This is a genomic window from Staphylococcus sp. SA22 (assembly GCF_054165785.1).
Map to the genome: position 1 here is coordinate 60,578 of NZ_JBSZQY010000008.1, position 21,758 is coordinate 82,335.

A 21,758-nucleotide genomic window follows, 5' to 3' on the forward strand; every position below is an offset into this window, starting at 1 on the left:
CCTATAGTTTATGGAAAATCATACATATAAAACCTTATTTATCTAAATAGCGACAAATGTCCTTTGCAAAATAAGTAATAATCATATCAGCACCTGCACGTTTCATTGAAACCATTTGTTCCATAACGACACGTTCTTCATCTATCCAACCATTTTGTGCCGCTGCTTTAGTCATACTATATTCTCCACTCACATTATATGCAACAACTGGAACATTCGTATGATTTTTAACATCTCGAACTATGTCTAAATAACTTAGAGCAGGTTTAACAATCATCATGTCGCACCCTTCTTTAAGATCACTTTCTAATTCACGAAGTGCTTCCAAACGGTTAGCAGGGTCCATCTGATACGTTTTTCTATCACCAAATGATGGCGCTGAATCTGCTGCATCTCTAAAAGGTCCAAAGAAACTAGATGCATACTTGACACCATAACTCATTATTGGAATATTGTAATAGCCGGCTTCATCAAGTCCACGACGAATTTCAGCAACAAAACCATCCATCATATTACTTGGTGCAATAATATCAGCTCCAGCTTCCACTTGAGAAATTGCTGTTTTAACAAGTAGTGGTAATGATTTATCATTGTCAACGTCATGTGTATGGTCATCAATCACACCACAATGACCATGATCAGTATATTCACACAAACAAGTGTCTGCAACAATTAATAAGTCATCATACATTTTTTTAGCAATACGTGTTGCCTGTTGAATAACACCATCGTGAATGTATGCACCAGTACCTATATCATCTTTTGAGTTTGGAACACCAAAAAACATAATGGCACGTATACCTAAGTCATAAGCTTCTTTTAATTCACTTTCAAGTAAATTCAAACTGATTTGGTATACACCTGGCAATGACTTAATTTCTTTTTTCACATCGTCTTTTTCAACTACAAAAATTGGATATATTAAATCTTCTTTTCTTACATGATTCTCTCTAACCATATCTCTCATTGTCGCTGATGATCTCAATCTTCTATGTCTATCAAATTTCATTTTTAGCCCCTACTTTCTAAAATCTTTTCAATTAGTGATTCAAGTGTTTGAATTTCTGCAATTGTTACTGGTTGTTGATATGATTTAATGGTCCGTGCTGTTTGTTCTCCAATAGCAAAATACGACTTGAATTTTGGTACAAATCCTTCATTAAAATAATAACGTACTGCCGACGAACTTGAAAATGTTAATGCATCGATTTGTTGATGTTCTATCATTTCTTTAACATCCTGTATATTTTGTTTGTTAGGCACTGAAGTATATAAATCTATTTTAACAACTTCATTATCTTTAGATAACGCTGCTAATAATAATGGTCTCGCCAATTCACTCGAAGGCAAAAGTATTTTTTGGTTAGTTTGATTAAATGATTTTAAAAATCCTTCTTGAGAAAAGTCGTTTGGCATAAAATCAACTTGAATGCCAAGTGATTCACAATATTGCGCTGTCTTACTTCCTATCACAGCAATGTTATCAACATTAATTCTTTTTAGATATTTATAAAAGAATTTCACAGCATTTTTAGATGAAAAAATAAGCCAGTCATAGCGTTGATTTAACAAATGAATATCAAAATTTAGTGGCTTTATATCAATAAAGGGTTTGTGAATAATTGATACTAAATCACTTTGCATGTCATTTGTTTGTGTCATAACTACAACTGGCTTCATATTTAAACGTCACTCCATTATTTAATGTTGTTCATTTAAGCGTTTTATAATTTCATAAGCACCTTGCTCTTTTAATTTGTTACTCACTTTTTTGCCTAACTCAACCGGATCTGTTTCGTTCATTGTATATTCAAATCGTTCTTTACCATCTGGGGTCATAATTAAACCTGTAAATTCGATTTCTTTTTGATCTGAGATTGTAGCATATCCTGCGATTGGCACCTGACAACTACCATCCATTTCTGCTAAAAACGTTCGTTCAGCAGTCACACATTTTGCAACCTCATCATTATGTACTTTGCTTAATAATGTTAATAGTTCTTCATCGTCACTACGACATTCTATCCCTAAAGCACCTTGTCCGATTGCAGGTAACAATGTATCTCTATCAAGATAAGACGTTACGATATCATCTGACCAGCCCATTCGTCTTAAACCAGCTGCAGCTAAAATAATCGCATCATAATCTTCAGTTTGTAACTTTTCTAATCGTGTATCTATATTACCTCTAATCCATTTAATCTCTAAATTAGGATACTTAGATAATATTTGTGCACCACGACGTAATGAACTAGTACCAATAATACTGCCTTCTGGCAATTGGGATAGTGGTGTATGTGTTTTAGAAATATACGCATCAAAAGGTAATTCTCTATCAGGGATACAACCTAATGTTAAACCTTCCGGAATTACACTTGGTACGTCTTTAAGCGAGTGTATTGCCATATCGATATTTTTTTCAAAAAGTTCATGTTGTATTTCTTTAACAAATAAGCCTTTGCCTCCGACTTTAGATAATTGTTTATCTACTATACGATCGCCTTTCGTGACAATTTCTTTAATTTCAATTTCTAGATTTGGCTCGACAGCTTTTAATTTATCAATAAATTGCTGGCTTTGTGTTAAAGCTAATTTACTTCTTCTGGAGCCAACGACTAATTTACGCATGTTCAATTCCTCCTAGGAACGGATTGCTCTAGATTATTTTCTCAATTCACAAAATGTGTTGCAAAAAATAAATTAATCATATTTAAGCAAAATAAAATAATGTTATAGTATATTAAATACCTTGAATTCAACCATTTGTTGATTCTAAGTAAAATATAACTTCCATATAATACTGTAATAATTGAAGAGAGTATTACCTTCGGGTCAATGAATATACGTTCACCAACTGAAATTACACCCCACTGTGTACCTAAAATAATACTAAATATGAGAATTATCCACCCACTTAACGTTGAGTAAAACACAATTGATTCAAGTGTAGCAACGCTACCTATTCTAAAGTATTTTTGATCAAAACGCTTTTCCTTCAAATTACGGTATTGCATGATATACAGTAATGCATTGACAAAAGCTAAGGCAAAGAAGACATAACTTAACACAGCTAGACCAATATGGACTAACAGTAACTCGTCTACAACAGCAATTTTCTGAACCTTATTGGTATAATGTGTCGGTTGAAATGTATTCATCCCTAAAAGTGTTAACCCTATTAAATTCAAGAAAAACACAGAGAAATTCAAAACTTTGATAAGGTTAAGAATTAAAGAGATTGAAATAATCAGCCAACTTAAAGTATAGAATACATCTGAAATAGACCCTAATGGAATATGTCTAGTTTGTATAATAAAAATAGATAAAGAGATTGTTTGTAAAACCCAAACAATCCCCAATAAATATATGCCTAAACTTCTAATCTTATGACTTTTTTGGACAAAATCATAAAAATAGCAAATGATACTGATTAAGTATATTAATAATATAATTTCATTGAATCGAATAAACAGGTTTTCTTGCATATTATCACCATATTAATATGCTTATTCAAAACTAAAGATACGTCGCGCTGAAATTTCCTTGACCTTGCTTTCTTTTTGTTGCTTCGCTTGCTCATGAGGACATTCAGCTTCGATATCAAATATATTTTGAAATAGCTCTAATTTTTCATTACTTTTCTTATCACTACTTAATTCTTTGGCCTGTTTAATAGGATCTTTCAACATTTGATTGATGATACTTTTTGTATGTTTAGATATAATTTTACGTTCTCTTTCGCTTAAACCTGGCAATTTACGATCAATACTGTCCATCGTTTCTGCTTGAATTGCCATAGCTTTTTCACGTAAAGCTCTAATCACTGGAACAACACCCAACATACTAATCCACTCATTGTGTGCATGTATTTCTGCAGGAATTTGTTCCGAAATTGTTGCAGCCGCTAATTGTCGCTCACGTAAGTTTGCATCAACTAAACCTTTTAAGTCATCAACATCATAATTAAAGATGTTTGTGATGGCACTAATACCAGGTTCAATATCTCGAGGAACTGCAATATCAATCAATACTAGTGAATCTTGCTTTCTATTTTCTGCAATTCTTTCTATCATTTCATTTGTAATGATATAAGTTTGTGCACTCGTTGAACTAATCACAATATCTGCACTTTCAAGTAAATTTGGTAATGATGATAGTTCATCATATTTCACTTGATGCTTTGCTGCTAATTTCATAGCATTTTCAATTGTTCTATTTACTACTGTAATATCAGTAATTCCAGAACCAAGAAGATTTAATAGTGATAATTCACTCATTTCCCCTGCACCAATAATGATAGCTTGCTTACTTTTCAATTTGCCAAATACTTTTTTCGCCAACTCGACCGCAGCATAAGACACACTTACAGCATTATCAGCTATATCTGTTTCATTATGTGCTCTTTTTGCAAAAGTAATTGCCTGTTTAAATAGATGATTAAAAATTGTTCCTGTCGTACCTGTGCTTTGCGCTAAGAAAAATGCATCTCTTATTTGACCTAAAATTTGAGTTTCTCCAAGTACGATTGAATCTAAACCAGAAGTGACACGCAATAAATGTTCTACTGCTTCGTCCCCCACTTTTACTTCTGACATTGTTTTAATATCATCTACTTCAAATCCAAATGCACGAGCTAGAAATCGTTGAATATAGTAACGACCTGTGTGAATTTGATCAACAACAGCATATACTTCAGTTCGATTACATGTTGATAATATGACATTTTCTAAAATAGATTTAGTTTCATATAAATCTTCATGGGCAATTCGTAAGGCATCATCTCTAAAAGCAACTTGCTCTCTTAGTGCAACATCAGCTGTGCGATGATTTATACTAATTGCAATAAAATGCATTTGAAACGCCCCCATATATACTAACAATACAAATATTATAACATAATTTAAAATCCAATTAAGTACGATGCTTAAATAAATTATAATCTTTCTAATTTACTTTTGAGTTTTTGACAAAATGATGAACGTTGAAAAATGTTATCAATTGTGTACTAATTAAAAGTTTCGTGCTTACATTATTTTTAAAATTTTTGTATAAGTTTTGTCGTACAAAAACTATGAAATATACGGTTCAATTAAATTCCATATTTGTTGTTGTTTATTATTTTGAATTGATGAATAACTTACAATTGTATCGTCTGGATCCATATCTAATTGTGTCTTAATATTTTTAATATGCTTTTGAACTTTTCCTTTTGGAATTTTGTCTTCTTTAGTACATATAACTAAAGTAGGAATATCAAAATGTTTCAAATAATTGTACATTAAGATATCATCTTGTGTTGGATCATGTCTTAAATCAACTAATTGAATAACTAATTGCAAATTCTCTCTCTTAGTTATGTATTCCTCAATCATTTTCCCAAATTTTTCACGTTGTGTTTTACTTACTTTAGCATATCCATATCCTGGAACATCCACAAAAATAAGTTGTTCATCTATATTATAAAAATTTAACGTTTGCGTTTTGCCGGGTTGCTGTGATGTACGTGCCATATTTTTTCTACCAATCATACTATTGATAAATGTAGACTTACCTACATTAGATCGACCGCTCAGTGCAACTTCAGACAATTCTGTTTCTGGATATTGTTCTTCCTTTACTGCACTAATGATTAATTCTATATTATTAGGATTAACTTTCATTTTGTATCCTCACTTTTTTATATTCTCTTTCAACTCTACCATTATATAATATTTGAACCTTTCGGTATACATTATAAAAAAGCTCCAATCAAAGTTAAACTATTTGAGCGTCAACTTTGATTGGAGCTTTTCACTTTTATAACACATCAATGATTAAGCTGATGTTTTACTATTATTAATTAAATTACCTTCTGCGTCGTATAGTTCTGGTTCAGTTTCTTCATTAATTGTTTGTGCTGTAATAACTACCTTCGTTACATTTTCGTTAGAAGGCACATCAAACATAATATCGATTAACGATTCTTCTATGATTGAACGTAAACCACGCGCACCTGTTTTTCTTTCAATTGCTTTTTCACTAATGGCTGATAAAGCTTCTTCAGTGAACTCTAAATCCACATCATCTAATTCCAGCATTTTAGTATATTGTTTCACAAGTGCATTTTTAGGTTGCGTTAAGATGTTTTTCAACGCAGTTACATCTAATGTTTCTAAATTAGCTACAATTGGCACACGTCCGATAAATTCAGGAATCAAACCATAGGCTTGCAAATCTTCTGGGCGAATTTGTGCTAATAATGCTTGTTCGTCATATTTATCAGCTTCATTGCTTGAGAAACCAATAACTTTTTCACCAAGACGGCGCTTAATCACTTCTTCAATACCATCAAAGGCACCACCAAGAATAAATAAGATATTTGTCGTATCAATTTGAATCATTTCTTGGTTTGGATGTTTGCGTCCACCTTGTGGCGGAACACTTGCAGTCGTACCTTCTAAGATTTTAAGCAATGCTTGTTGAACACCTTCACCTGAAACGTCACGTGTTATAGATGTGTTTTCAGATTTACGTGCAATTTTATCAATTTCATCTACATAAATAATACCTTTTTCGGCTTTATCAATGTCAAAGTCAGCTGCTTGAATTAATCTCAACAAGATATTTTCAACATCATCGCCTACATAACCAGCTTCAGTTAAACTTGTCGCATCTGCAATTGCAAATGGTACATTCAACGTCTTGGCTAATGTTTGAGCTAATAATGTTTTACCACTACCTGTTGGCCCAATTAAGGCAATGTTACTTTTTTGTAATTCAACATCATCTTCTTTTGGTCCTAATTGTTGAATACGCTTATAGTGGTTATAAACAGCCACAGCTAAAGATTTTTTAGCTTTTTCTTGACCAATAACATATTCGTTTAAATGATCCATAATTTCTTTAGGAGTAGGTAATTCTGTAATCGCTTCAGAAGTGTTTTGAGCTAATTCTTCTTCGACGATTTCTGAGCATAATTCAATACACTCATTACAAATATATACACCACTTCCTGCTACAAGTTTTTTTACTTGATCTTGGTCTTTTCCGCAGAAAGAGCATTTCAAATTTTCTTCATCTTCATTGAATTTAAACATTCTTTTTACACCCCTATTCGTTAAAGACTATACTAGATTGGATATTACAATGCAACATATTAACATACAAACTTTTTGCTTAAAGAATAGTAGCAGATACATAAGCTATGCATCTGCTACTCATTTTTGTAATTTAATATTTAATGAAGATTAATCTTCTTTAGTTCCTTCAACGAACTTTGCGTTATCTCTTAATAAATCGATAACTTTTTGGATACGAACATCATTTTTAATGATATCAGTATTACCTAAAGTATTTTTGATATCTTCAACTGAGATATTAAATTGTTTACTCATTTTTTCTAATTCTTTATCGATATCTTCATCAGTAGCTTCGATTTTTTCAGCTTCAGCGATTGCAGTTAAAGTTAAGTTAGTTTTAACACGTTGTTCTGCATCGTCTTTCATTTGCTCTCTTAATTGAGATTCATCTTGACCTGAGATTTGGAAGTACGTTTGTAAATCTAAACCTTGTTGTTGAATTCTTTGTGCAAATTCAGACACCATACGATCTAATTCAGTATTAACCATTGCTTCAGGAATATCGATTGTTGTATTATCAGTAGCTTTAGTAATCGCTTCTTCTTTTTCAACATTTTCTGCATCTGTAGCTTTTTGTTCAGCTAAACGTTTACGTAAGTTTTCTTTGTACTCGTCTACTGTATTTGCTTCTGCATCTAATTCATTAGCAATTTCATCTGTTAATTCTGGAACTTCCTTGAATTTAATTTCGTTAACTTTTGTTTTGAAAGTTGCTTCTTTACCAGCTAATTCTTCAGCATGGTATTCTTCTGGGAATGTTACGACAACATCTTTTTCTTCGTCAACTTTCATACCTTCTAATTGCTCTTCGAAACCAGGAATGAATGAACCTGAACCGATTTCTAAATCGTAACCTTCAGCTTGTCCACCTTCGAATTCTTCTCCGTCAACTGAACCACTAAAGTCGATGTTAACTGTGTCGCCATTTTCAACAACACCATCTTCTTTAACTACCATTTCAGCTAAATGTCCTAAGCTGTGGTCAATTGCTTCTTGTAACTCATCATCAGATAATTCAGTTTCTTGTTTTTCAATTTCAAGACCTTTATAGTCTCCTAATTTAACTTCTGGCTCAACTGTAACTGTTGCTTCAAAAATGAAATCTTTACCTTTTTCAATTTGAGTAACACTTACTTCTGGTTGTGCAACTGGTTTAATATCAGTTTCGTCAATTGCTTCACCATAAGCATCTGGTAATAAAATGTCGATAGCATCTTGATATAATGCTTCTACACCAAAGCGTTGTTCGAAAATTGGACGTGGTACTTTACCTTTACGGAATCCAGGTACGTTAATTTGTTTAACCACTTTTTTGAATGCTTGATCTAACGCTTTGTTTACTTTTTCTGCAGGAACAGTAACAGTTAATAAACCTTCGTTACCTTCCTTTTTTTCCCAAGTTGCTGTCATGTATATATACCTCCATGATTAACTAATTTATTTTTTCAACTTCCCTATTATATCATAGGTCTATTCCCTATACAAACATTGAAATCACAACGTTTATATATTTGTAAATCAACTTTTTTCGTCAAAACTATATTAAAATGCTGAGTATTATTTTGCAACAATTTAACTATTATTATTCAAATCTAATTGCTGAATAAAATTAAATGCATCGATACTTTGTAATTCACATTTAAGTCCTAACATATTTTTGAAATAACATTCGTATGCATTAATCCATTTATTCGTTTCAAACAAAGTTTCAATATCAATTGGATAAATCATTATAGAGTGATTATTCATAATATGGTGTGCTTCTTCAGCGATATGTAAAGCACCATCATTTAATGTTTCCATAACGTTAGGTATAACTTTTTCTTTCAGTGTTGTATGTTCTAGCCCTTTTAAATTAGCTGGTACAAAAGTTACATCCATGCCATACTTTTCAATTGTCAGTTCTTGTGTACATTTTGCGAACCTTAAATACTCAATCATTAAACTAATTAGGTTATAACTGTACGTATTAGATTTTAATATATATAATACCGTTTCTTGAAATTGAAAATGACCATTGTCTATTAACTTCAAAATCAAGTGCGTCTGTTCCCTCATTGATAACATATCAAAATCAGTTAATGACTGAGTCAATCGTTTTTCATCTTCAATTAATTTTGACTTAGCAAATTCTTTAAGAGGATGTAATGCCATTCTTGTTTTGTGATCTTTGACTTCATCAATAATTTGATGAATTACTTCTACCGCTTCAAAATATTGTCCCAAACCTATCAAACTTTTCACGTAATAAATCATCAATGCATCATATTGTTGTATGCCAGTTTTCAATAAGACAATTGTTTCTTCTCTTAATTCAAGAAATGACCCCGTCTCATATAACATACGGCATTTCATCATTGCTATTTCTTCAGTGAGTTCAAATTGACGTTCATATTGTACAATATATTCATACATCAGGTCATAGTTTCGGTCTTGTTCAGCACGTTTTATATCTTTATATAACTTTTTCGAAGAGTTAGGAAACTGAATAATATCTGACATATATGTCACCTCGTTTGATTATAAATCTTGAAGGATTAATGCGCTCCACGTTTCGAAATCATCATATGACTCTATGTTGCCTTTTTCAACCCATTTTATTCGTAAAGTATCTGTTTCTTTTGCTTCTACATCATTCGTACTTACAGTGATTTTAAATACAACACCAATATGTACCTTGCCCACTTCATTATTATCGTCATTAATAAAACCGATATATTCCATATTTTGTGAATCTTGCTCACTTAAACCTACTTCTTCTTCTAATTCTCTCTGTGCATTAACTCTCAATACTTCGTTAATAGATTCTGCTCCTGGAACATCATTCATATGACCGCCTACACCTATTGAAGATTGTCCATGCAATCGAGCTTCTCCACCGCCAGATAATCGTTCATACACTAATATCTCGCCATGCTCATTTTCAAGTAAACAATAAGAAATGAGTTGTTTATATGATGGATCCTCTTCCATATCGCCGCGTCGCTTAACTTCATATTGACTTAGCGCATCAAAAATATTTTGACCTTCTGGTTTATTCTTATTTAAAAACCCATTGAAAGTATTCTTTTCATTATTAAAAATAATTTCTCTAGGTACTACAATGATTTGTTCATCAAATTTAGACATCGTATAAAACTCCTCACTTTAATGTTTGTTCTCTTAAATGCATTTTAGCAAATATGTCATATTTTAGCGATTAAATGTGGCATTTTGCTATTTAAAAAATAAAAAAAAGAGATGACAACGCCATCTCTTTTTTATAAGTGTTATTATTTTAAAGCATCTTTAGCTTTAGTTACTAATTGAGCAAATGCTTTTTCGTCAGAAATTGCAATTTCTGATAACATTTTACGGTTAATGTCGATACCAGCTTTTTTCAAACCGTTCATTAAACGTGAGTAGCTCATTTCATGTTGACGAGCTGCTGCGTTGATACGTGTAATCCATAATTTACGGAAGTCACGTTTACGTTGACGACGGTCACGGAAAGCGTATTGACCTGATTTCATTACTTGTTGCTTAGCTACTTTGTATAATGTATGTTTTGAACCGAAGTAACCTTTAGCTAATTTAATCGTTTTTTTACGACGCGCTCTTGTTACTGTTCCACCTTTAACTCGTGGCATAAAAAATTCCTCCTTAGGTAATTCCTACCGATTTCTGTATTTGTTCTTATTTTTTGTATGCTAATAATTGTTTTACACGTTTCATATCGCTCTTAGACACTAATCTAGCTTTACGTAATTGACGTTTTTGTTTAGTGCTCTTGTTTGCGAATAAGTGAGATGTGAAAGCTCTTGAACGTTTTAATTGACCTGAAGCAGTTCTTTTAACACGTTTAGCTGCTCCGCGGTGAGTTTTCATTTTTGGCATAATATAAGTCCTCCTGTAATAGCTTTAATTATTTTTCAGCTGTTGGCGCTAACATGATAAACATTTGACGCCCGTCCATTTTAGGTTTTTGTTCAACTGTTGCTATATCTTTGCATTCATCTGCATATTTTTCTAGCACACGTTGACCAATTTCCTTATGCGTAATGGCACGCCCTCTGAAACGAATAGATACTTTACATTTATCGCCTTTAGTTAAGAATTTACGTCCGTTTTTCAACTTAGTTTGGAAATCATGTTCCTCAATAGTTGGACTTAAACGAATTTCTTTAACATTGATAATTTTTTGTTTCTTTTTCATTTCTTTTTCTTTTTTCTGTTGTTCGAATTTGAATTTACCGTAATCCATAATTCTTGCAACTGGTGGTTTCGCATTCGGTGCAACGACCACTAAGTCTAAATCTACACGTTCAGCCATTTCTAAAGCTTCTCGCTTTGATTTAACACCAATTTGTTCACCATCTTGACCGATTAAACGTAATTCTTTTGCACGAATTTTGTCATTGATTTGAGTTTGATCTTTTGCTATGGTTGACACCTCCAAAATTTTTACGAAATTTGCACCAAGCAAAAAGGAAGAGCAGGTATAAAATACCCGCTCTTCCTTATACACAGTTATGTGTAATGTGATTAACCTGCCAACTGCTTTATGCGTCGCTACAGGTGAGAAGCGGGTGCTTCTACTTGGTTCGTTTCGTATTCAACGTTGTTAATCATATCAACAATTCACATTTAAGTCAACACTATAACTGTAATTTTTTTATTTTAACCTTTTATTTCATCCATTGACACGTCTTGACGTAAATCTACTTGTTCTAATGGAATTTTTTTCGTTTTATATCGAAGCTTATGATAAATAAAGAATGCTAAAAATACTGGAATTCCCATATACGTAATTAGGAAGCGGCTAAAATTAAAATCTCCTGTTTTAATAAAGTCCACATCTTGACCGATGATTACAACAATACATAAGATAGCTGCAAAAATAGGTCCGAACGGAAACAATTTAGCTGTATATTTCAATTTAGATTTATCATAATTTTGTTTATCAAATGCTCTTCTAAATCGGTAATGACTCACTGCAATACCTACCCAGGCAATAAAGCCAGTTAACCCACTTGCAGCAACGATATATTGATAAGCACCTTCTGTAACACTTTGTACCACAAATATGATGACTACAATAATTGCAGTTACTAATAAAGACATATATGGCACACCATTTTTATTTGTTTTCCCAAATGTTTCAAACGCCAATTTATCTTTACTCATTGAATATAGCATTCGAGTTGAAGCATACATACCTGAATTACCTGCTGATAAAACTGATGTTAAGATAACTGCATTCATAAATGAGGCTGCAAAAGCAAATCCTGCATTTTTAAAAACTAGCGTAAACGGAGAGGTTGCAACGTCATTACCGCCTCCCATTAATGCACTACTATCATAAGGAATTAACATACCGATAACAAAAATGGCTAAAATGTAAAATAATAAAATTCTCCAGAATACTTGTTTAATCGCTTTCGGCACAGCACGTTCAGGATTTTCTGATTCACCAGCTGTAATACCAATTAACTCAGTACCTTGGAATGAGAAACCAGCGATTAAGAATACACCTAGAATTGATAACAAACTTCCTCCTAAGTTGCCACCTAAAATAGGTCCTTCACCTTTATTAAATATTTCAAATCCTACAAAATGTCCACCCATAATTCCTACAATCGTTAATAAACCAATAGCAATAAAAACGATAACTGTAACAACCTTTATTAATGCAAGCCAATATTCACTTTCACCATAGACACGAACCGATAACGAATTCAGACTAAAAATTATAACTAAGAACAACGCACTCCATGCCCAAGCGGGTATGCCTTGCAATGGTGTCCAATATTGAATGACTTGTGCTGCAATCGTAATATCTGCTGCTACAGTTACTACCCAGTTAAACCAATAGTTCCAACCAAGCGCAAACCCTAAAGATGGATCAACAAATCTTGTAGCATATGTACTAAATGAACCTGATACTGGCAAATAGGTAGCCATTTCGCCAAGTGACGTCATTAAGAAAAATACCATTATTCCGATAATTGCGTATCCTATTAATGCACCCAAAGCACCTGCATCATGAATTGCTCCACCAGAAGTTACAAATAAACCTGTACCAATACAACCCCCAATCGCAATCATAGAAATATGACGATCTTTAAGTCCCCTTTTGACAACATTGTTACTTTCATTTCGAACTTTTGACATATAAGCTCCCTTTCCATGTTTTAGAGGCCAAGTAATAAATAACCTTTATTTACTTTCATACCCTTTTTTTACAGAACATAGTGATATTAAAAGTAAAAAAGTGGCTACATACCTTTAAGATATGCAACCACTTTGGCAATTATCTATATAAGGTAGCACATCACATTCTGTGACAGTACAGTTCCTATTCGAAAACTGTCCCAATAGATATAATTTATGGTTCATATCTATTTCGGCATCTTTACCTTTCACTTGTTCAACTTATGTACCATAAATACTTCTGACAAGTTACTAATTAAACATGCAACCTCTAACTCAATTTAATATTTTAACTAACTTGTAATATACAGGATTCATCACGCATAATCAACCCTGTAAAACTTGATACGCAATAAAAGTTTCAAAGCATTTTATTGCGACAACTGTCTATCTATGTTTTTTCAAACGAATTTCATCAACTAGATTCCAGATAAATTCATCTTTTTCAACTGTTTCTTGGTCTTGTGATCCATATTGACGCACATTCACTTGATTATTTTCAACTTCCTTATCCCCAACTACGATTTGATAAGGTATTTTTTGCATTTGAGCTTCTCTAATTTTATAACCCATTTTTTCATTACGGTCATCAATACTTACACGAACGCCTTGAGATTTCAATTCGTCTTGTAATTGGCGCGCATAATCATAATGTAAATCAACGTTAACTGGAATGATTTGAACTTGTTTTGGCGCTAACCAAGTTGGGAATGCACCTTTAGTTTCTTCAGTTAAAAATGCTACAAATCGTTCCATTGTTGATACAACACCACGATGAATAACAACTGGACGATGATGTTCACCATCTTGACCAATATAAGTTAAATCAAAACGTTCTGGTAATAAGAAATCAAGTTGTGCTGTTGATAATGTCTCTTCTTTACCCATCGCTGTTTTAACTTGAACATCTAGTTTCGGACCATAGAATGCTGCTTCACCAATCGCTTCTTCGTACGATAAGCCAAGCTCATCCGCTGCCTCTTTAAGCATATTTTCAGCTTTATTCCACATGTCATCATCATCAAAGTACTTTTCTTTATCTTCAGGGTCTCTATAACTTAATCTAAAGCTATAATCCTCGAAACCAAAGTCTTTATACACATCAATAATCATGTTTACAACGCGTTTGAATTCTTCTTTAATTTGATCAGGTCGAACAAAGATATGTGAATCATTTAAAGTCATACCACGAACACGTTGTAATCCTGATACAGCACCACTTGCTTCATATCTATGCATAGTTCCTAGCTCAGCGATACGGATAGGTAATTCACGATATGAGTGTGGTTTATTCGCATAAATCATCATATGATGTGGACAGTTCATTGGACGTAATACCATAGATTCAGTTTCGTCTAACTGCATTGGTGGGAACATATCTTCTTGATAGTGATCCCAGTGACCAGATGTTTTGTATAAATCAACATTAGCAAGTACTGGTGTATAAACGTGGTCATACCCCATGCTAACTTCTTTATCAACAATGTAACGCTCAATTTCACGTCTAATTGTTGCACCGTTAGGTAACCATAATGGCAAACCAGCACCAACTAATTGGCTATTTGTGAATAATTCTAACTCTTTACCAATTTTACGATGATCACGTTCTTTACGCTCTTCTAACATTTGTAAATGTGCTTTTAATTCTTTTTTATCAAAGAAAGCAGTACCGTATATACGTTGTAACATTTTGTTGTTACTATCTCCACGCCAGTATGCACCTGCTGTAGATAATAGTTTAAACTCTTTAATTTTAGCTGTTGATGGAACGTGAACTCCACGACATAAATCAGTAAAATCACCTTGACTATATAATGTTACATTTTCATCTTCAGGAATCGCGTCGATTAATTCTAATTTGTATTCATCATTGCTGAATAACTCTTTCGCTTCATCTCGTGAAACCACTTTTCGTTCGATTTTCATATTTTCGTTAACGATTTGTTTCATTGTTTTTTCAATTTGTTCAAAGTCATCAGATGAGATGTTTTGGTCAATGTCGAAGTCATAGTAGAAGCCACCTTCTATTACAGGACCAACACCAAATTTAACATTACCATATAATCTTTTAATCGCATGTGCCATTAAATGTGCAGTAGAATGACGTAATACCTCTAACGCTTCTTCACTACCTGGTGTCACAATTTCAATTGATCCATCAGTTTCAAGCGGTTTAGTTAAATCTACAAGTTGCCCGTTAAATTTGCCGGCAACTGCTTTTTTACGTAATCCAGGACTAATTGATTGTGCTATATCTTCAGTAGTAGTACCTTTATCAAACGCCTTTTTATTACCATCTGGAAATTGAATATTAATTTGTTCCATGTTAAACCCTCCTATTTGCTTTATAAATACTTTTATCTGACCTCGTTAAAATATTGAACAACAATCATCGTTTTAACATTAAACCTATTAACAATAAACAGGGAATTTATGACACCAACGAACATTTTTGTCTAAAAAAAACAAAAAATCCCGCCCCTATACAAGGGACGAGATCGTCGTGGTACCACCCTAGTTATTTAATACAAGTTATATATTAAATATCTCTGCTTAAGATAACGGTCTTGAGCCGGGTATTCATTACAAATACCATAAATGAAGTAGTAATCATCTAATTTATTAACCATATTCTCATCAAACAATGGCTTTCTGTGTAATATTGATTAGATCATCTTGTCTTCAATCATTTAAACGATTTAGATTTGTATTCATTATACACCAATCATTTTAAAATTCAATTGTTTCTGAAATTTTCTCCTGATAAAAAGTATGGTGTTGACAAAGATTTGACACGTTCAATAATACGTGCTGCTTTAGTCTTCTCTTCACCATCACGAGTCATCGCTAAATGATGTTCCAATTCACTATAGTCAAAATTAGAACTAAAGAATGTTGGTAATTCATGAACCATTCGATAATGTAGCAAAGGTCCAATTACCTCATCTCTCACCCATGGAGTCACTTCTTCAGCCCCAATATCATCAAGCATTAAAATGTTTGCTTCTCTTACGCGATGTAATTTCTTTTCAAAAGAACCATCTTTAAAGCCACCTTTTAATGTTCTAATAAATTCCGGTAAATAAATAATTGTCGAACGTACCTTCTTAGATTTGAGCTGATTCGCAATTGCACCTAGAATAAAAGATTTACCTGTCCCAAATGGACCATAAAGGTAAAGCCCTTTCACTTGTTCCCCATTAGTTATTGCTGTACAAATATCATCTGCTGCCATAGCTACATCAAGACGGTCTCGATGATTCATATAAATATCTTTCAATTTGGCATTTAAAGTATCTCGTTGCATATGATGAGATGTAATTAACTCAGCTTCAAAGCGTTCTTCGTCGTACTTGATTTTACATGGGCATTGTAAATAGCGTATTTTAATTCGGTTATTATCAACATATAACTCAGGCACATGCCCCTTTACGAAATTTGGACAATCAGCAAATTTATGACCGTCATAATGTTTTTGTTGATCTTTATACTCTTGTAACACATTTAAGTCTTCATCAATCATAGCATTCGTTAATTCAGCTCGATGCGCTTCCAAAAATTGCTTAACATCTGGGTCATTGATTACTTCTTTTTTTATCTTTTCTATTCTTTTTTCAAAGTCCTGCGACGTGTTAATTATACTTTTAAATTGCTTCATTATTGACTGTCCTCCTCCCATTTTTTAGATAATTTATCTAGAAATGCTTGTCGATCTTGCTCTAATTGTTGATCATCTACGCTATTATCTTTAGCCGAATCTTCTTCACTAGGTTTATCTCTATTTTCTAACCATTTAGGTGTTTTTTCTTTTGAAATGCGATTACGCTGCCCATAGTATGAACCACGCTTTTGGTAATTTCCGCTAGAACCCTCATTTTTAGATTGATTAACTTTTTTAGCGTAATTATATGCTTCTTTAGCTGTCTTAATACCTTTTTTCTTCCAATTTGATGCTATTTCCAAAATATACGCTTTAGGAAGTTTCATATCTTCTTTTAACATGACAAATTGCAACAAAATATTAATGACGCCAAAAGACATTTTTTCACGTTCAATTAATTCTTCAACCATTGTCTTTTGCGATATAGTTGGTTCTGATTCAGACCAAGAAGCTAACATATCAATTGGACTCGTTTGTTCAAGTAATTCAAACCATTCATCACTTTGTGGCTTTGGATTCACTTCTGAAGATTTGGCCGTCGAAGATGATGTAGCAGGAGATTTCACCTGTAATTTAGGCATTTGATTTTCGTGTTCCATTAAGTAATACGAGCGTGCTTGTTTACGCATTTCTTCAAAGGATAACTGTTGTCCACTTGTAATTGAATTTAAAATAACATGCTTCATGCCATCTGCTGTTAAACCATATAAAGTCGCGAGTTGTGTAATTAAACGCTTTGCATCTTTGGTAACAATGTCTTGACTAATAAAATGTTTACCTAACATTTGTCTCAACATTTCAAAGTCAAAAGATTCATTTGATAAATCGATACCTTGGTACGGTTCATTAATCGGAATATCACTTGTATCGATATCTATTTTTGTAGACGGCACTTTAAAAACATCAGTAAATTGTCTCGTTACCTGTTTAAATTCACTCAAATCAATTTGTTGATACTCAAAGTATTTCTTCAACTCATGAAATCGACGATGCTCAACTTCACTATATAAAAAGATTGACAACATTGGATCATTAAAAAATAAATGTGCTGAAGGCGGTTGAATTAATTGGTAAACAAATTGTGTTTCTTGTTCATCATGTTTGACAAACGCCTTTAACAATCCAATCGCTTCAAGTAAGTCCATTTGTTGTCTAAACTCTAGTAAATTAATTTTAAGTTCATTCATAAAAATATAATGAGAAAGAATCAATGTTTCATTATGACTTTCTTTAACGAATTGAGTCATAAAATGATATAAACCCACTGCTTGTGCTCCAATTAGCGGTGTATAAAGTCGATTCAATACCTCTAAATGATTCGTATTTAAATCAAAGTGTTGCATAACTTTGAATTGATCCTTTGGTCTTAAGCCGAATTCGAAGGCTTGTCGTCCCATTTAAGCATCACTCCGTTTGTTTTCGCTTAAAATCCCTTGCATCGATGCTAACAATTGATCAACATCTTTAAATTCTTTATAGACTGATGCAAATCTAACATATGAAACTTGATCAACATGCATTAACAAGTTCATAACGTGTTCACCTATATCTCGTGAAGACACTTCCGTATGACCTTCATCTCGTAATTGCCATTCAACCTTGTTTGTTATGTCTTCAAGTTGTTGATATCTAACTGGTCGTTTCTCACAAGAACGCACAAGTCCATTAAGTATTTTTTCTCTTGAAAACTGCTCCCTTGTACCATCTTTTTTCACAACTATAAGCTGACTAACTTCGATATGTTCAAATGTAGTGAATCGTGTTCCACAATTTTCACATTCTCTCCGTCTTCGAATGGCATTTAATTCATCGGCATGCCTTGAATCTACAACTTTAGATTGTGTAGAATTACATTTCGGGCATTTCATTACATCACCCTCTTTATTTTGATTATGCCTAATTATACTATAAATCTAGAGATGAAAAAAGAATCCCTCAATTTAATTCATTTAACCAAATAATGAAACAATAAAAAACATTATATCGTTACATATTAAGTAATATGCATGACAAAATTATTGTATTAAAAATAAAAAACCTAACTCCGAAGTCAGAGTTAGGCTATTAAATAATTGTATTAACTTGCACTTACAGTTTCTTTTGATGTCAAAAGTGCTCCAATTTGCTCAGCAACATCTACAACTCTATTTGAATAACCCCATTCATTATCATACCAAGCAATAACTTTTACTTTATTCCCTGACATGACCATTGTTGATTTTGCATCAATAATAGCTGAATGTGGATTAGTATTGAAATCAACAGACACTAGTGGTTGATGTTCGACTTCAATGATACCTTCTAAACCTGCATTTTCAAAAGCTTGGTTTACTTCTTCTGCAGTTACTTCTTTTTCTAAATCAACAACTAAATCAACGAGCGATACATTCTTTGTTGGTACACGTAATGCCATGCCATGTAATTTACCTTCTAATTCTGGTAATACTTCTTTTAAAGCTTTCGCCGCACCAGTAGAAGTAGGAATAATGCTTTCATTACATGAGCGTGCACGTCTTAAATCTTTATGTGGATTATCAATATTTTTTTGGTCATTTGTAATAGCGTGAACAGTAGTCATTAGACCATTAACTATTCCAAACTGATTATTTAAAACTTTTGCAACTGGACCAATGCAATTAGTAGTACATGAAGCATTACTAAAAATGTCAAATGCTTCTATATCTAATTGGTCATCATTTACGCCTTTAACTACCATTTGAACATGTCCACCTTTTGAAGGACCAGTTAACAATACTTTTTTGGCACCTGCTTTAATATGTGCGATGGCTTTATCACCATGATTAAATTTACCAGTTGCATCTATAGCAATATCGATATCTAATTCTTTCCATGGCAAGTTTTCAGGATTGCGATCAGCAACCAATTTAATTTTATGATCACCAACTTGCAATCCATTTTCAATCGGTTCAACTTTTAGATTATATTTTCCATGTGTTGTATCGTAATTGATTAAATGTGCAATTGTTTCGGGTGGATAACTAGCATTTATCGCTACTACATTTAAATTTTTATTTTGTAATGCAATACGTAATACCATTCTTCCAATTCTACCCATACCATTAATTGCAATATTCGTTGACATTAAAAGCACCCCTTGATTTTTATGTGTTATACTTTATGGAATTAGTATAGCATATTATATGAAATTTGAAAGCGTTTTCCGTTGATTTATTTATCTTTTTTATAAAAAATAGTCATTACTTACATACATCAACGCGTACGTAAAGTAATGACTTATTTATAGAGTAATATTAATCTTCTTCTCCGTAATTCGGCTTTTCAATATAACCTTCTTCTTCTAACAATCTCTCAAGGTTTTGTTTTAATTCAAGTTTATCCCCTAAATTATCGATAACATGATCGGCCATTCGGCTTTTTTTATCAATAGAAATTTGGCTATAGACACGAGCTTTCGCATCTTCTAATGACAAATTATTACGTTGCATTAAACGATCCATTTGTATACTTTCAGAAGTGTATACAACCCACACTTCGTCTACTGTATTTTCCAATTCATTTTCAAATAATAATGGAATATCCATGATTACATTATATCCTTGTTTTAAATATTCTTGCTTTTCTTCTTCCATAATATCTCGCACGATAGGATGTATGATAGCATTTAATTCTAAGCGTTTTTCTGGATGGTTAAACACTAAATCACCCATATAACGACGATTCATCTCACCATTTTCATCAATAGCTTCATCACCAAAGACTTCTCGTACTTGAGCTAAACCTTTACTCCCCTTTTTAACAGCTTCCCTGGCTGCTTTATCAGCATCTACTACTTTAAAACCGAATACGGATAAGAGTTCTGATACTGTTGATTTTCCTGAGGCGATTCCACCTGTTAGACCAATAACTTTCGGCATAATTTCACTCTTTCTTTATTTTTGACATACTGGACAATAATGACTATTTCTTGTCGCGATGATTTTTGTTTCAATTTGACTTCCACACACTTTGCATACCGGCTGCTTATATACATTAAGATGCAATTGCATCTCACCAGTTTTTCCATCAGCATGACGATAATCTGAAATACTTGTACCGCCAAATTTAATACCTTCTTCTAGTACTTCTCTAACATAATAAAAAACCATTTCTTGTTGTTGGTGTGTTAAGTCTTTTACTTTTTTATCTGGTAAAACACCTGCACGAAACAACGCTTCACATGCGTAAATATTTCCACAACCTGCGATTACTTTATGATCCAAAATCACTTGTTTGATTGGTTTATTCTTATTAGACTGTTGATGAATTCGATTTAAATAATACGTCAATGCTTCATTTGAAAAAGGTTCAGGCGCTATTTCTAAAAATGAAGGATAAGATGCTACAGACGCAACATTTCTAATTTCTCCAAAACGACGTATATCTGAATAAATTAACTTTTTGTCATTTGACAACTCAAAAATAACATGCCAATGTTTACGATAATTAGGTATCATAATATCTTCAAGTTCATTTACAATGAAAAAACCACCCGCCATACCTAAATGGCTAATTAATGTACGTTGTTCTCGTTTATTATCTAGTTGAAAAACGATATATTTACTTCTTCGTTCTACATTAGTAATGGTATAGCCTTCCGATAAAGTTTTAAAAGTATCTAATTCAATTCCTTTTATAATTGTTTCCTTGCCTTGAGCTTTACCTTCGATTACTTTATCCGAAAATATAACGTGTTCAATTTTTTGATTTATAACGTAGGGTTCAATTCCTCTTTTTACATGTTCTACTTCTGGTAATTCGGGCATACC

Annotated in this window: 23 protein-coding genes, 1 riboswitch and 1 other annotated feature; all 23 genes read right to left on the reverse strand. The window is 32.8% G+C overall.

From position 1 onward, the window contains the following. Positions 1–34: 34 nt before the first annotated feature. Complete coding sequence (gene hemB, locus ACXQH5_RS08570) at positions 35–1,009, reverse strand: porphobilinogen synthase (protein ID WP_000667126.1); 975 nt, start codon at positions 1,007–1,009, stop codon at positions 35–37. A 2-nt stretch (positions 1,010–1,011) separates the two neighbouring features. Then, positions 1,012–1,680, reverse strand: coding sequence for a uroporphyrinogen-III synthase (locus ACXQH5_RS08575; protein ID WP_000805954.1), 669 nt, complete (start codon positions 1,678–1,680; stop codon positions 1,012–1,014). Positions 1,681–1,701: 21 nt separating this feature from the next. Then, entirely contained in the window at positions 1,702–2,628 is a 927-nt protein-coding gene (gene hemC, locus ACXQH5_RS08580) for a hydroxymethylbilane synthase (protein ID WP_001230223.1), read from the reverse strand. Between the two features lie 41 nt (positions 2,629–2,669). After that, the gene (gene ccsA / locus ACXQH5_RS08585; protein WP_001157329.1) at positions 2,670–3,485 is read right to left on the reverse strand and encodes a cytochrome c biogenesis protein; all 816 of its coding nucleotides are present in this window, start codon (positions 3,483–3,485) and stop codon (positions 2,670–2,672) included. A gap of 21 nt (positions 3,486–3,506) precedes the next feature. Continuing rightward, positions 3,507–4,853, reverse strand: coding sequence for a glutamyl-tRNA reductase (hemA, locus tag ACXQH5_RS08590; RefSeq protein ID WP_000545461.1), 1,347 nt, complete (start codon positions 4,851–4,853; stop codon positions 3,507–3,509). Between the two features lie 216 nt (positions 4,854–5,069). Next, entirely contained in the window at positions 5,070–5,660 is a 591-nt protein-coding gene (gene yihA, locus ACXQH5_RS08595; protein WP_000867697.1) for a ribosome biogenesis GTP-binding protein YihA/YsxC, read from the reverse strand. Between the two features lie 153 nt (positions 5,661–5,813). Further along, positions 5,814–7,076 carry an ATP-dependent Clp protease ATP-binding subunit ClpX gene (clpX, locus tag ACXQH5_RS08600; RefSeq protein WP_000472293.1) on the reverse strand — a complete coding sequence of 421 codons (1,263 nt, stop codon included), beginning with the start codon at positions 7,074–7,076 and terminating at the stop codon, positions 5,814–5,816. 150 nt (positions 7,077–7,226) lie between these two features. Then, positions 7,227–8,528 carry a trigger factor gene (gene tig, locus ACXQH5_RS08605; RefSeq protein WP_000127572.1) on the reverse strand — a complete coding sequence of 434 codons (1,302 nt, stop codon included), beginning with the start codon at positions 8,526–8,528 and terminating at the stop codon, positions 7,227–7,229. A 47-nt stretch (positions 8,529–8,575) separates the two neighbouring features. Next, positions 8,576–8,686 carry a hypothetical protein gene (locus ACXQH5_RS08610; RefSeq protein ID WP_001790560.1) on the reverse strand — a complete coding sequence of 37 codons (111 nt, stop codon included), beginning with the start codon at positions 8,684–8,686 and terminating at the stop codon, positions 8,576–8,578. Positions 8,687–8,690: 4 nt separating this feature from the next. Further along, positions 8,691–9,620, reverse strand: a complete 930-nt coding sequence (locus ACXQH5_RS08615; RefSeq protein ID WP_001280027.1) for a hypothetical protein — start codon at positions 9,618–9,620, stop codon at positions 8,691–8,693. Positions 9,621–9,638: 18 nt separating this feature from the next. Further along, complete coding sequence (locus tag ACXQH5_RS08620) at positions 9,639–10,247, reverse strand: NUDIX domain-containing protein (RefSeq protein WP_000032657.1); 609 nt, start codon at positions 10,245–10,247, stop codon at positions 9,639–9,641. 143 nt (positions 10,248–10,390) lie between these two features. Then, positions 10,391–10,747 (reverse strand): 50S ribosomal protein L20, encoded by a 357-nt coding sequence (gene rplT, locus ACXQH5_RS08625; protein WP_001138360.1) that lies wholly within the window; start codon positions 10,745–10,747, stop codon positions 10,391–10,393. A gap of 46 nt (positions 10,748–10,793) precedes the next feature. Beyond that, a complete protein-coding gene (gene rpmI, locus ACXQH5_RS08630; protein WP_001125540.1) occupies positions 10,794–10,994 on the reverse strand; it encodes a 50S ribosomal protein L35 in 201 nt (66 codons plus the stop codon). 28 nt (positions 10,995–11,022) lie between these two features. Further along, positions 11,023–11,550: a translation initiation factor IF-3 gene (gene infC, locus ACXQH5_RS08635; RefSeq protein ID WP_001791162.1), complete on the reverse strand. Its 528-nt coding sequence runs from the start codon at positions 11,548–11,550 to the stop codon at positions 11,023–11,025. A gap of 28 nt (positions 11,551–11,578) precedes the next feature. Further along, positions 11,579–11,704, reverse strand: a sequence feature (ribosomal protein L20 leader region). A 73-nt stretch (positions 11,705–11,777) separates the two neighbouring features. Beyond that, positions 11,778–13,271 (reverse strand): amino acid permease, encoded by a 1,494-nt coding sequence (locus ACXQH5_RS08640; protein ID WP_000049297.1) that lies wholly within the window; start codon positions 13,269–13,271, stop codon positions 11,778–11,780. 145 nt (positions 13,272–13,416) lie between these two features. Beyond that, a riboswitch (Lysine riboswitch) is annotated at positions 13,417–13,592 on the reverse strand. Positions 13,593–13,697: 105 nt separating this feature from the next. Next, a complete protein-coding gene (gene thrS, locus ACXQH5_RS08645; RefSeq protein WP_000435132.1) occupies positions 13,698–15,635 on the reverse strand; it encodes a threonine--tRNA ligase in 1,938 nt (645 codons plus the stop codon). A 197-nt stretch (positions 15,636–15,832) separates the two neighbouring features. Continuing rightward, positions 15,833–15,955 (reverse strand): hypothetical protein, encoded by a 123-nt coding sequence (locus ACXQH5_RS08650; RefSeq protein ID WP_031844955.1) that lies wholly within the window; start codon positions 15,953–15,955, stop codon positions 15,833–15,835. A 92-nt stretch (positions 15,956–16,047) separates the two neighbouring features. Next, positions 16,048–16,968 carry a primosomal protein DnaI gene (dnaI, locus tag ACXQH5_RS08655; protein WP_000808621.1) on the reverse strand — a complete coding sequence of 307 codons (921 nt, stop codon included), beginning with the start codon at positions 16,966–16,968 and terminating at the stop codon, positions 16,048–16,050. After that, a complete protein-coding gene (locus ACXQH5_RS08660) occupies positions 16,968–18,368 on the reverse strand; it encodes a replication initiation and membrane attachment family protein (RefSeq protein WP_000533476.1) in 1,401 nt (466 codons plus the stop codon). Before ACXQH5_RS08660 ends, dnaI begins: the two co-directional genes overlap by 1 nt. After that, positions 18,369–18,839: a transcriptional regulator NrdR gene (gene nrdR / locus ACXQH5_RS08665; protein ID WP_000650082.1), complete on the reverse strand. Its 471-nt coding sequence runs from the start codon at positions 18,837–18,839 to the stop codon at positions 18,369–18,371. A 209-nt stretch (positions 18,840–19,048) separates the two neighbouring features. Further along, positions 19,049–20,074 carry a type I glyceraldehyde-3-phosphate dehydrogenase gene (gene gap, locus ACXQH5_RS08670; protein WP_000106134.1) on the reverse strand — a complete coding sequence of 342 codons (1,026 nt, stop codon included), beginning with the start codon at positions 20,072–20,074 and terminating at the stop codon, positions 19,049–19,051. Between the two features lie 169 nt (positions 20,075–20,243). Continuing rightward, positions 20,244–20,867 (reverse strand): dephospho-CoA kinase, encoded by a 624-nt coding sequence (gene coaE, locus ACXQH5_RS08675; protein ID WP_001127167.1) that lies wholly within the window; start codon positions 20,865–20,867, stop codon positions 20,244–20,246. A 15-nt stretch (positions 20,868–20,882) separates the two neighbouring features. After that, a complete protein-coding gene (mutM, locus tag ACXQH5_RS08680; RefSeq protein WP_001114460.1) occupies positions 20,883–21,755 on the reverse strand; it encodes a bifunctional DNA-formamidopyrimidine glycosylase/DNA-(apurinic or apyrimidinic site) lyase in 873 nt (290 codons plus the stop codon). Between the last annotated feature and the right edge of the window lie 3 nt (positions 21,756–21,758).